Origin of the sequence: Klebsiella sp. 141162 (assembly GCF_050600755.1) — a bacterium.
In the GTDB taxonomy this organism is placed as follows: domain Bacteria; phylum Pseudomonadota; class Gammaproteobacteria; order Enterobacterales; family Enterobacteriaceae; genus Klebsiella; species Klebsiella aerogenes.
The window spans coordinates 642,686-655,769 of the sequence record NZ_JAQIRI010000002.1 but is presented as its reverse complement, the minus strand read 5'-3'; the positions used below and the strand labels follow the sequence as shown (position 1 = coordinate 655,769).

General features: G+C 54.5%; 9 protein-coding genes. 6 read left to right on the top strand and 3 right to left on the bottom strand.

All coding sequences use genetic code 11. The features are described from left to right. Positions 1-88: 88 nt before the first annotated feature. On the top strand, positions 89-361 hold the full coding sequence (locus PGR23_RS10675; RefSeq protein WP_015367862.1) for a DUF1471 domain-containing protein: 273 nt from the start codon (positions 89-91) through the stop codon (positions 359-361). A 110-nt stretch (positions 362-471) separates the two neighbouring features. On the opposite strand, the gene PGR23_RS10670 is transcribed toward PGR23_RS10675, so the two are convergent. After that, complete coding sequence (locus PGR23_RS10670; protein WP_045393433.1) at positions 472-1,578, bottom strand: alkene reductase; 1,107 nt, start codon at positions 1,576-1,578, stop codon at positions 472-474. Between the two features lie 206 nt (positions 1,579-1,784). Between PGR23_RS10670 and cadC the strand changes: the two genes are divergently transcribed. From cadC to lysS, 5 genes are all read left to right on the top strand, one after another. Beyond that, entirely contained in the window at positions 1,785-3,311 is a 1,527-nt protein-coding gene (gene cadC, locus PGR23_RS10665; protein ID WP_047049462.1) for a lysine decarboxylation/transport transcriptional activator CadC, read from the top strand. A 365-nt stretch (positions 3,312-3,676) separates the two neighbouring features. After that, a complete protein-coding gene (cadB, locus tag PGR23_RS10660) occupies positions 3,677-5,014 on the top strand; it encodes a cadaverine/lysine antiporter (protein ID WP_045393427.1) in 1,338 nt (445 codons plus the stop codon). Positions 5,015-5,096: 82 nt separating this feature from the next. After that, positions 5,097-7,244 carry a lysine decarboxylase CadA gene (gene cadA / locus PGR23_RS10655; protein WP_015367858.1) on the top strand — a complete coding sequence of 716 codons (2,148 nt, stop codon included), beginning with the start codon at positions 5,097-5,099 and terminating at the stop codon, positions 7,242-7,244. Between the two features lie 60 nt (positions 7,245-7,304). Next, positions 7,305-8,780 carry a dipeptide permease DtpD gene (dtpD, locus tag PGR23_RS10650; protein ID WP_045393424.1) on the top strand — a complete coding sequence of 492 codons (1,476 nt, stop codon included), beginning with the start codon at positions 7,305-7,307 and terminating at the stop codon, positions 8,778-8,780. Between the two features lie 331 nt (positions 8,781-9,111). Then, complete coding sequence (lysS, locus tag PGR23_RS10645; RefSeq protein WP_015704650.1) at positions 9,112-10,629, top strand: lysine--tRNA ligase; 1,518 nt, start codon at positions 9,112-9,114, stop codon at positions 10,627-10,629. 58 nt (positions 10,630-10,687) lie between these two features. On the opposite strand, the gene PGR23_RS10640 is transcribed toward lysS, so the two are convergent. Both PGR23_RS10640 and PGR23_RS10635 read right to left on the bottom strand, forming a co-directional pair. Next, the gene (locus PGR23_RS10640) at positions 10,688-12,076 is read right to left on the bottom strand and encodes an amidohydrolase family protein (RefSeq protein ID WP_047078630.1); all 1,389 of its coding nucleotides are present in this window, start codon (positions 12,074-12,076) and stop codon (positions 10,688-10,690) included. 17 nt (positions 12,077-12,093) lie between these two features. Next, positions 12,094-13,044 (bottom strand): carbamate kinase family protein, encoded by a 951-nt coding sequence (locus PGR23_RS10635; protein ID WP_213797373.1) that lies wholly within the window; start codon positions 13,042-13,044, stop codon positions 12,094-12,096. Between the last annotated feature and the right edge of the window lie 40 nt (positions 13,045-13,084).

Below are 13,084 nucleotides of genomic sequence, written 5' to 3'. Positions count from 1 at the left end.
AAAATAATCTGATAAATAGCGCGCTTATTAATCTTGTGTCTATACTGAAAGAGCCTCAATTAAGGCTCTAATCCAAGGAGAATGTAGGATGAAAAAGGTATTAGTCGCTTTAGCTCTTTCAGCAGTTGCCTTTGGCGCCTCGGCAGCGCAATTAATTACTAAAGAAGAAGCCTCGCATTTCAAACTGACTCACGTGGGCAGTATTTCTGTGGGACCGTCTGGCGGGCAATTCTCTTCACCTTCTGATCTTCACGATCAGCTTTCTAAGCTGGCAGATGAGAAGGGCGGTAAATATTATATTATTACCGCGGCGCGCGAACACGGGCCGAACTTTGAAGCAACGGCGGAAGTGTATAAATAATTAATCACATTGATTAATTATACATAAACGTCGAGAGTCTTATTTTTAACCCGGCACGCCACAGCGCTGCCGGGTTTTTTATTTAAGTTCCAGGAAGCGATTTGCTCCGTTTACTTCGCATCGACGGTGGGATAGTCGAGGTAGCCCTCTTTACCACCGCCGAAAAACTGCTCTCTGATTGGCTGGTTCAGCGGCAGGTTGTGCTGCAGGCGATAGGGCAGATCCGGGTTGGCGATAAACGGACGGCCAAAACCAATCAGGTCGGCCCAGCCTTTGGCCAGCGCCTCTTCGGCACGTTCTACGGTGTATTTCCCTGAATAAATCATCGTGCCGCGGAACACCTGACGCAGCGCTTCTTTAAAGGCGGCGGGCATCACCGGCGCATCATCCCAGTCGGCTTCGGCGATATGAATATAGGCGATGCCGATATCATTAAGGACGCTGGCCGCCGCCAGATAAGTGGCTTCCGGCGTATCGTCTTTCGACCCCATTAAGGTGGTCAGCGGCGCCAGGCGGATACCCAGTTTCTCTTTACCAATCGCATCGGCAACGGCCTGCGCCACTTCTTTCAGGAAACGCAGGCGATTGGTTAACGAACCGCCATACTCATCGGTGCGCTGGTTTTCTCGAGAATCAATAAACTGATTAATCAGATAGCCATTTGCACCGTGGAGCTCAACGCCATCGAAGCCGGCGGCAATAGCGTTGCGCGCGGCCTGCGCATATTGTTCGATAATCGCCGGGATCTCTGCGCGAGTCAGGGCGCGCGGCATTGAGTGCTGCACCATTTCACCGACGCCATTTTCCGGACCGCGGCCTTCGACATCGACAAAGACCTTCACCCCTTCAGCCTGAATAGCAGATGAGGAAACCGGTGCGGCATTACCCGGCTGCAGGACGGTGTGGGAGACACGCCCTACGTGCCAGAGCTGGGCAAAAATTTTGCCTCCCGCCTGGTGTACCGCAGCGGTGACTTTTTTCCAGCCGGCGATCTGCGCTTCATTATAGATGCCCGGCGTCCAGGCATAACCCTGTCCCTGTTGGCTAATCTGTGTGCCTTCGCTGATAATTAAACCGGCGCTGGCGCGTTGGGCGTAATACTCCGCCATCTGTTCGGTAGCGACATCGCCGGCCCCGGCGCGGGAACGCGTCATCGGCGGCATCACGATACGGTTGTTTAACGGCAGGGCCTGCAAGGAATAGTGGTCGAATAACATAATGCGTCTCCTTAACGACTTGATGGACGCAGCATAGACCCTGGCTATTTTGGATTAAATGACAACGATGTTCATAGACTGTTAACTGATTTGTATATAAAGGGAGTAGCTTATGCCAAACGTGTGGGGTATTGACCACCCGCATAATTAGGTAGGCGAAATGTGGTATTATCGCGCCTTTCCCTTTTCGTCCTGGGGTTTTTTTTATGCAACAACCTGTTGTTCGCGTTGGGGAATGGCTCGTTACTCCTTCTGTAAACCAAATTAGCCGGAACGGACGTCAGCTTACTCTCGAACCGCGTTTAATCGATCTTCTGGTCTACTTTGCTCAACATCCTGGCGAGGTACTCAGCCGGGACGAGCTTATCGATAACGTCTGGACGCGCAACGTGGTGACCAGCCATGTCGTCACCCAGAGTATTTCCGAATTGCGTAAATCGCTGAAAGACGGCGATGACGGCAGCATGGAATATATTGCGACGGTGCCAAAACGCGGTTACAAGCTAACGGTCCCGGTAATTTGGTGTACGGAAGAGGGCGAAGAGTTGGCGCCGGTCGTACCGCCAGCGGCCCCTGTCTCCGTTCCTGAAACGTCGCCACCGACTATCTCTTCTCCATCTGTCGCGCCAGCGGCGCCGGCAGTGCCGGAAAAACGTAAACGGATCACCACCTTCTGGGTGTGGACGCTGTTTCTGCTGGCGTTGGGCAGTTGCGTCGCGTTAGTCGCCTTGTCGTCGATAGAATCGCGGCCGCCGGAAACCAAAACTCGCCTGCTGCTAAACCCGCGCGATATCGACATACACCTGGTAAACGGCAGTTCATGCAACAACTGGGCGTCGCAGCATGCTTATGCCGTTGGGCTGGGCAGCCTGATTACTACTTCGCTCAATACCTTCTCGACCTTTATGGTCCATGATAAAACCAACTACAACATCAACGAACCCAGCAGTTCGGGTAAAACGTTGACCATCGAATTCGTTAATCAGCGCCACTATCGCGCCCAGCAGTGCTTTATGTCGGTGAAACTGGTCGATAACGCCGACGGCTCGACGATGCTCGATAAACGCTACTTTATTACCATGGATAACCAGCTCACCATCCAGAATGACCTGCTGGATAGTCTATCAACCGCGCTAATGCAGCCGTGGCCGGATCGCATGAAAGCGATGCTGAAACAGTATCAACCCGCGCAAAGCCCTTCGTTAACCCGTCTTTATCAGGCCCATCAGCTATTAATGAAAGGCGATGTCGATTCACTCGGTAAAGCCAGCGATATACTTGATGACGTCATTAAACAATCGCCGGACTTTATTTATGCTTACGCCGAAAAAGCGCTGGTGGATGTATTACGTCATTCGCAGCAGCCGTTGGATGAAAAACAATTAGCGACGCTGTATGCCGAGGTTGGGAAAGTAGGTGAAATGCCCGGCATTAAAGATATGGCGATCTTCTACCAGATAAAAACGGTAGATATGTTAGGCAAAGGGAAAATAGATGAAGCGTACAGCGCTATCAACACGGGCATTGATTTAGAAATGTCGTGGATGAATTATGTGCTGCTCGGTAAAGTCTATGAGATGAAAGGACAGAACCGCGAAGCTGCCGATGCCTACCTGACGGCGTTTAATTTACGCCCTGGCGAAAACACCTTGTACTGGATTGAAAACGGAGTATTCCAGACCTCCGTCACCCGCGTAGTACCGTATCTCGATAATTTCCTCGCTTCAGAATAAGTAAACCCTCATCATGCTCATGGTTTTGAGTATGATGAGGTTAAATTTATGTATCTCATGAGCACTCTGATTGTTACCTGAAATAAGCGTTATTTTCCTGCCTGGTAACACAATTTCAACACCGAAGTGTCTCTCTAACTCTTTGTAAGTAGGGGGTGTTTATCTTTTTTTGATATCAACATGTCATGTTTATATGTTAATCGAAAAAGGTCAAAATATCATTTGTCTGATGTTTGTAGTTATTTCACTTTATCTTTAGGATTTATCTCGTACGAATCAGTAATCTTGTTGGCAGTTGGTCGGGTCAATAAATGGTTCTATATCATGATCTGTACCTCCCAAATAAACTTAGGAGAAAAACAACCATGAGTTCTGCCAAGAAGATCGGGCTATTTGCCTGTACCGGCGTAGTCGCCGGTAATATGATGGGGAGCGGTATTGCACTATTACCTGCGAACCTCGCCAGCATCGGTGGTATTGCCATTTGGGGTTGGGTAATTTCTATTATTGGCGCGATGTCTTTGGCTTATGTTTATGCCCGACTGGCGACCAAGAATCCGCAGCAGGGTGGTCCAATTGCGTACGCAGGGGAAATTTCTCCGGCCTTCGGTTTCCAGACCGGCGTCCTTTATTATCATGCAAACTGGATTGGTAACCTGGCAATCGGTATTACCGCCGTCTCTTATCTCTCTACGTTCTTCCCAATTTTAAATAACCCGGTGCCAGCAGGTATTGCCTGTATTGCCATCGTGTGGATCTTTACTTTCGTTAATATGCTCGGCGGGACCTGGGTAAGCCGTCTGACCACCATTGGTCTGGTACTGGTGCTTATTCCGGTGGTGATGACTGCGGTCGTCGGCTGGCATTGGTTTGACGCGGCAACCTATCAGGCGAACTGGAACACCTCCAGCACCACCGATAGCCACGCGGTCATTAAAAGTATCCTGCTCTGCCTGTGGGCCTTCGTTGGCGTAGAATCCGCCGCAGTAAGTACCGGGATGGTGAAAAACCCGAAACGTACCGTACCGCTGGCAACCATGCTGGGTACTGCGATGGCCGGTATCGTCTATATCGCCGCGACTCAGGTTATCGCCGGTATGTATCCTGCTTCTCAGATGGCTGCGTCCGGCGCGCCGTTCGCAATTAGTGCCTCTACCATTCTCGGCGGCTGGGCTGCTCCGATGGTTTCCGCTTTCACCGCCTTCGCTTGCCTGACTTCTCTGGGCTCGTGGATGATGCTGGTTGGCCAGGCCGGTGTACGTGCCGCCAACGACGGTAACTTCCCGAAAGTGTATGGCGAAGTCGATAGCAACGGTATCCCGAAAAAAGGCCTGCTGCTGGCGGCGGTGAAAATGACCGCGCTGATGGTGCTGATTACCCTGATGAACTCCGCCGGTGGTAAAGCATCTGACCTGTTCGGCGAGCTGACCGGTATCGCGGTACTGCTGACCATGCTGCCTTACTTCTACTCCTGTGTTGACCTGATTCGTTTCGAAGGCATCAACATCCGCAACTTTGTTAGCCTGATTTGCTCGGTACTGGGTTGCGTGTTCTGCTTCATCGCGCTGATGGGCGCAAGCTCCTTCGAACTGGCCGGCACCTTCATCGTTAGCCTGATTATCCTGATGTTCTACGGTCGCAAAATGCACCAGCGCCAGCAGAACAACGCAGCGGATAACAACAGCCCCGCTAACGCGCACTAATCAGTAAACCGTTTTCCTGAGGCTCCTTCCATCACCTGTCACATCGTGACGGGAGGGGCTTTCTACATCTGGAGATTTGACTATGAACGTTATTGCAATCATGAATCACATGGGTGTTTACTTCAAAGAAGAACCCATCCGTGAACTGCATCGTGCTCTCGAACGCCTGGACTTCCGTATTGTCTACCCGAACGACCGTGACGACTTATTAAAACTTATCGAAAACAACTCTCGTCTGTGCGGCGTGATCTTCGACTGGGATAAATACAATCTCGAACTGTGCGAAGAAATCAGCAAAATGAACGAGTACATGCCGCTGTACGCTTTTGCTAACACCTACTCCACCCTGGACGTTAGCCTGAACGATCTGCGCATGCAGGTTCGCTTCTTCGAATATGCGCTGGGCGCCGCTGAAGATATCGCGAACAAAATCAAACAGAACACTGACGAATACATCGACACCATTCTGCCGCCGCTGACCAAAGCGCTGTTCAAATATGTACGTGAAGGCAAATACACCTTCTGTACCCCAGGCCACATGGGCGGTACCGCGTTCCAGAAAAGCCCGGTAGGCAGCATCTTCTATGATTTCTTTGGTTCCAACACCATGAAATCCGATATCTCCATTTCGGTTTCTGAACTGGGTTCACTGCTCGACCACAGCGGCCCGCACAAAGAAGCGGAAGAGTATATCGCTCGCGTTTTCAACGCTGAACGCAGCTACATGGTGACCAACGGTACATCTACCGCTAACAAAATCGTCGGTATGTACTCCGCGCCTGCCGGCAGCACCGTACTGATTGACCGTAACTGCCACAAATCGCTGACTCACCTGATGATGATGAGCGACATTACGCCGATCTACTTCCGTCCGACCCGTAACGCTTACGGTATCCTCGGCGGTATCCCGCAGAGCGAATTCCAGCACGCGACTATCGCCAAGCGTGTGAAAGAGACGCCGAATGCGACCTGGCCGGTACACGCGGTTATCACCAACTCAACCTATGATGGTCTGCTGTATAACACCGACTTCATCAAGAAAACCCTGGATGTGAAATCCATCCACTTTGACTCCGCATGGGTGCCTTACACCAACTTCTCGCCGATCTATGAAGGCAAATGCGGGATGAGCGGCGGCCGCGTTGAAGGGAAAGTGATCTACGAAACCCAGTCCACGCATAAACTGCTGGCGGCATTCTCCCAGGCTTCGATGATCCACGTGAAAGGCGACGTTAACGAAGAAACCTTCAACGAAGCCTACATGATGCACACCACCACTTCTCCGCACTACGGTATTGTGGCTTCCACAGAAACCGCGGCGGCGATGATGCGCGGTAACGCCGGTAAACGCCTGATCGACGGTTCTATCGAACGTTCTATCAAGTTCCGTAAAGAGATCAAACGTCTGAAAGGCGAGTCTGAAGGCTGGTTCTTCGATGTATGGCAGCCGGAACATATCGATGGCGCTGAATGCTGGCCGCTGCGTTCCGACAGCGCATGGCACGGTTTCAAAAACATCGATAACGAGCACATGTACCTCGACCCGATCAAAGTCACGCTGTTGACTCCGGGGATGAAGAAAGACGGCACCATGGATGATTTCGGTATTCCGGCAAGCATCGTGGCGAAATATCTCGACGAACACGGCATCGTGGTTGAGAAAACCGGTCCGTACAACCTGCTGTTCCTGTTCAGCATCGGTATCGATAAGACAAAAGCGCTGAGCCTGCTGCGCGCGCTGACCGACTTCAAACGCGCGTTCGACCTGAACCTGCGGGTGAAAAACATGCTGCCGTCTCTGTACCGTGAAGATCCTGAATTCTATGAAAACATGCGTATTCAGGACCTGGCGCAGAACATTCATAAACTGGTTGAGCATCACAACCTGCCGGACCTGATGTTCCGCGCATTCGAAGTGCTGCCATCCATGGTGATGACCCCGTATGCCGCGTTCCAGAAAGAGCTGCACGGTCAGACTGAAGAGGTTTACCTCGAAGAGATGGTAGGCCGCGTCAACGCCAACATGATCCTGCCGTATCCTCCGGGAGTTCCGCTGGTCATGCCTGGTGAAATGATCACCGAAGAAAGCCGCCCGGTACTGGAGTTCCTGCAGATGCTGTGCGAAATCGGCGCTCACTACCCGGGCTTCGAAACCGATATCCACGGCGCATACCGTCAGGCGGATGGTCGTTACACCGTTAAAGTGCTGAAAGAAGAAAACAACAAGTAATAGACGCACACAAGGGAAGTGGCTTGCCACTTCCCTTTTTTCACGCTGCAAGGAGAACCTATGAAAACACCCTCACAGCCGCGCGCGATTTACTACATCGTAGCGATCCAGATCTGGGAGTACTTCAGCTTTTACGGCATGCGCGCCTTACTCATCCTTTATCTCACCCACCAACTTGGCTTTGACGATAGCCACGCCATCAGTCTGTTCAGCGCCTACGCATCTTTAGTTTACGTAACCCCCATTCTCGGCGGCTGGCTTGCCGACCGCCTGCTCGGCAACCGCACGGCGGTGATTGCCGGGGCGTTGTTAATGACCCTCGGCCACGTGGTGCTGGGCGTCGAATCTGATTCCACCTGGAGCCTCTATCTGGCGCTGGCGATCATTATCTGCGGCTATGGCCTGTTCAAATCCAATATCAGCTGCCTGCTTGGCGAACTGTACGCCGCTGACGACCATCGTCGCGATGGCGGTTTCTCGCTGCTGTATGCCGCCGGTAACGTCGGTTCGATCGCCGCGCCGATTGCCTGTGGGCTGGCGGCGCAGTGGTACGGCTGGCATATCGGCTTTGCGCTGGCGGGGATCGGCATGTTCATCGGCCTGATGATTTTCTTAAGCGGTAGCCGCTATTTCCGCGACACCCGCGGCGTCGATAAACAGGCGCTGTGCGCGGTGAAATTCGCGCTGCCGACCTGGGGCTGGCTGGTGGTGATGCTGTGCCTGGCGCCGGTGTTCTTCACCTTGCTGTTGGAAAACAACTGGTCCGGTTATCTGCTGGCGATTGTCTGCCTGTTCGCCGCGCAAATGGTGGCGCGGATCATGATCAAATCACCGCAGCATCGCCGCGCGCTGTGGCAAATCGTTCTGCTGATGTTGACCGGGACACTGTTCTGGGTGCTGGCGCAGCAGGGCGGAAGCTCAATTAGCCTGTTTATCGACCACTTTGTTGATCGTCGACTGTTCAATATTGAAGTGCCGACCGCGCTGTTCCAGTCGGTTAATGCGGTAGCGGTAATGGCGGCAGGCGTGATCCTGGCGTGGCTGATCCGCCCGGAAGGGCGAACCCGCTCGGTGTTAAAAGTGTGGCTGAAATTCGCATTCGGCCTGCTGCTGATGGGCGGCGGATTTATGCTGCTGGCGCTGAATGCCCGCCACGGCGCGGCTGACGGTCAGGCCTCGATGGGCATGATGGTCGCCGGGCTGGCGATGATGGGCTTTGCCGAGCTGTTTATTGATCCGGTGGCGATGGCGCAGATAACCCGTCTGAACATGCCCGGCGTCACCGGCGTATTGACCGGCATTTATATGCTGGCCACCGGCGCGGTCGCCAACTGGCTGGCCGGGGTGGTGGCGCAGCAAACTACCGAGTCGCAAATCAGCGACACGGCGATTGCCGCCTATCAGCATTTCTTCTCGCAGATGGGCGAATGGACCATCGGCTGCGTGGCGGTGATTGTCGTTATCGCCTTTGCCGCGGCCTGTAGCGTGGGCAAACGCCGTGCGGCTGCGGGTGAAGTTCCCGGCGGCGGCGCCTGATGCTCATCCGGGCTCGTGGCGTAAACGCCTTATCCGGGCCGCGATTCGTAGCCCCGGTAAGCGCAGCGCGACCGGGGGTATTACATCAACAGCGGAGCGCGAAGTCGTTCGTTGCACAGCCAAGAGAACAGGAGGTGGATATTCTGGCAGGCGCGGAGGCCAACGATAAAAAATACCGTTAGTGAAGCCATAGCTGAGTGAGATCAGCTTGTAGTGAATCCAGAGTCGTTAAGATTGTTCTCTGGTGTGTTACCAGAGACAGGCCGCGCTGAATGGTGACCTGGTTCAATTTATCGAAGCTAGTTTGAAAGCAGGGTTATGAGGAACCAACATGTCTGAACAACAAGCACAAGGTGCCGATGAGGCAATTGACCTTAATAATGAACTGAAAACTCGTCGCGAAAAATTGGCTGCGCTGCGTGAGCAGGGCGTCGCTTTCCCGAACGATTTCCGTCGCGATCATACCTCTGACCAATTGCACGCTGAATTCGATGCGAAGGATAACGATGAACTCGCTTCCCTGAACGTTGAAGTCTCTGTTGCTGGCCGTATGATGACCCGCCGCATCATGGGTAAAGCCTCTTTCGTTACCCTTCAGGACGTCGGCGGCCGCATTCAGCTGTACGTCGCGCGCGATGACCTGCCGGAAGGCGTCTATAACGAACAGTTTAAAAAATGGGATCTCGGCGACATCATCGCCGCCCGCGGCAAGCTGTTCAAAACGCAAACCGGCGAACTCTCCATTCACTGCACCGAGCTGCGTCTGCTGACCAAAGCCCTGCGCCCGCTGCCGGATAAATTCCACGGCCTGCAGGATCAGGAAGTCCGCTATCGCCAGCGTTATCTGGATCTGATCGCCAACGAAGAGTCGCGTCATACGTTCCGTATCCGTTCGCAGATCCTCGCCACCATGCGTCAGTTCATGGTTGCCCGCGGCTTTATGGAAGTCGAAACCCCGATGATGCAGGTGATCCCAGGCGGCGCTTCCGCCCGTCCATTCATCACCCATCATAACGCGCTGGATCTGGATATGTACCTGCGCATCGCGCCGGAACTGTATCTGAAACGTCTGGTGGTCGGCGGCTTCGAACGCGTGTTCGAAATCAACCGTAACTTCCGTAACGAAGGGATCTCCGTACGCCATAACCCAGAGTTCACCATGATGGAACTCTATATGGCGTATGCGGATTACAAAGACCTGATCGAACTGACCGAGTCGCTGTTCCGCACTCTGGCGCAGACGGTGCTGGGCAAAACCGAAGTGCCGTATGGCGACCAGGTGTTTGACTTCGGCAAGCCGTTTGAAAAACTGACCATGCGTGAAGCTATCAAGAAACACCGCCCGGAAACCAATATGGCGGATCTGGATAACTTCGACGCGGCGAAAGCGCTGGCGGAATCTATCGGTATTCAGGTAGAGAAAAGCTGGGGTCTGGGACGTATCGTCACGGAGATCTTCGATGAAGTGGCGGAAGCGCATCTGATCCAGCCGACCTTCATCACCGAATATCCGGCGGAAGTTTCCCCGCTGGCGCGTCGCAACGACGTGAACCCGGAAATTACCGACCGCTTCGAGTTCTTCATCGGCGGCCGTGAAATCGGTAACGGTTTCAGCGAGCTGAACGATGCGGAAGATCAGGCGCAGCGTTTCCAGGATCAGGTCAACGCCAAAGCGGCGGGCGACGACGAAGCGATGTTCTATGACGAAGACTACGTTACCGCGCTGGAGTACGGCCTGCCGCCGACCGCCGGTCTGGGTATCGGTATCGACCGCATGGTGATGCTGTTCACCAACAGCCACACCATCCGCGACGTTATTCTGTTCCCGGCCATGCGTCCGCAGAAGTAATCGCGTCTGGTAAATGACAAAACCCCGGCTTGCCGGGGTTTTTTACATGACGCTGGCTTCAGGCGCCGACGCTGCCCCAGACCATCTTACCGTTATGGAAGGTGGCGGTGCGCGGCGAAATTCGCGCCACGGCTTCGGCGGAGCAGGAGGCATCGACCAGCACAAAGCTGGCGTCGTCCTGCGCTTTTGGCCATACGCGCTCGCCTTTGTCATTCAGCGGCAGCACGTCGCCGGTGGCGATGGCCAGCGCGCGCGACAGGGTCTGCTCATTGGGGCGGATATACAGCTGCGCGTAGAGATTGGCTTTCTCCAGCATGTCGCCCAGACCGTAAGGCGACCAGTGGTCAATCACGCTATCGGTACCGGTCATCACGAAGACGCCTTTTTCGCGCAGTTGCTTGAGCGGCATGTGCAGAGTGCCAATCGGCACGGTGGAGGCGATGGTGATCTGCTGCGCCGCCATGCGGCTCGCGATGGCATCTACCTGCTGTTCATTGAGCGTCGCCAGCGCGAAAGCGTGGCTGATGGTCAGCTTGCCTTTCAGCGCCGGCGTCTTCTCCACGGTTTCCACCATATAGTTCACCGCCGCCACGCCCGCCGGGCTGGTTTCATGCAGATGAATATCCACCCCTTTGTCGTAATCCAGCGCAATCTGGAACATGGTATCGAGCGATTTCTCCATCGCGCCATCGACGTTAGTCGGGTCGAGGCCGCCTACGTAGTGGGCGCCGGCCTGCATCGCTTCGCGAACCAGTGATTCCGATTTCGACAGCAGCAGCCCGTGCTGCGGAAAAGCGACGATTTCGCAATCGAAGCCTGGTTTACGCCGCGCCAGCACTTCCTGCAGATTCTCCAGGTTCTTCAGCCCGGACACCGGTTCAATATTGCAGTGGCTGCGGGCGATAGTGGAGCCTTTGGACTGGATCAGGTCGATAAGCTTCTCGGCGTGCGCCTGCGTATAAGGCTGGAGTTCAGGCAGCAGTTTCTGCTCAAGCTTGATCATATCCTGAATGGTGGTGCCCGCCGGACGGTTTAGCGAGCGCCACGGGCCGCCATAAAACGTTTTGTCCAGATGGATATGCATGTCGCGCATGGCAGGCAACATCAGTTTACCGCCCGCATCGTAGCGCGGCAGCGTGGCGTCCGGGTGGCTCAGATTGCTGCGCAGGGCGACGATTTTGCCGTCTTTTATTTCCAGCGTTTGCAGCTCGGTCCGGGTGTGAACCACCACGCCGTTTTCATATTCGAAGCCGCTTTCCAGCAGGACGTTATCAAGGTAGTAGTGCTTATCGGCGACCCTGGCCGCGCCTTTATTATCGCAGGTGGCGGCGGACGGCTGGCCTCCGACGGCATACGCCGCAGGCGCGCCCGCCGCCAGCAGGGCAGCGGCGGTGACCATTTTTCCGCTTTGGGTAAGAAATTCACGGCGGCTATTGTCTTTATTCATTCTTTCTTCCTTTTGTGTCAGTCATGCACAATATGGGTTCCCGTTTCGCCGCGTAGCGCGGCTGGCAGACATTCCGGCGTAGTGATGATCACCCGCTTGCCGCCGTGTTGCAGGAACGCGAGGCTGGCGACGATTTTTGGCAGCATGCTGCCAGCCGGGAAATGTCCTTCTTGCATATAGCGGCTCATCTCGCTGATGCCGACGCGACCCAACGCCTGCTGATCAGGCTTGCCGAAATTAACGCACACTTTCTCCACCCCGGTGGTGATAACCAGAATATCAGCATCAATTTCGCGGGCCAGCAGGGCGGTTGAGAGATCTTTGTCGATCACCGCATCCACGCTCTGGTAGTCGCCCTGCGGGCTGCGCACCACCGGGATCCCGCCGCCGCCGGCGCCGATCACCACAAAGCCTTGCCGGGTCAGCGCCTTGATGGCTTCTGCTTCGACAATGCGTTTCGGCTCCGGCGAGGCGACTACCCGGCGATAGCCACGCCCCGAATCTTCCACAAAGCGCCACTCAGGATGCGCCTGCTGCAGTTCATCGCGCTGGCTTTCGCTGAAGAACGCGCCGATAGGCTTAGTCGGATGGGTAAAGCCGGGATCGTTTTTATCGACTTCAACCTGCGTGACGACGGTAACCGCCTTTTGCTCGCCGCGCTGGGCGAGGCGGTTATTCAGCGCCTGCTGAATGAGGTAGCCGATGCCGCCCTGGGTATCAGCGACGCAGTTGGCCAGCGGCGTCAGCGGCAGACCTTCACGCTCGTGGGCTATCTCCGAGCGGCGTAAATCCAGCCCAACCTGCGGGCCGTTACCGTGGGTTAGTACCACGTTATAGTCCGATGCCAGCATCTCCAGCACCGTACTGGCCACCGCTTTGACCGCCTCGGCCTGATGCTCGATCGACTGGCTGGCGTTATCTTTGATAATGCTGTTGCCGCCAATGGCAACGACGATGAGTTCTTTCATATCTGACTTCCGCTACAGAAGGTGATGTAGTTATTGTTAT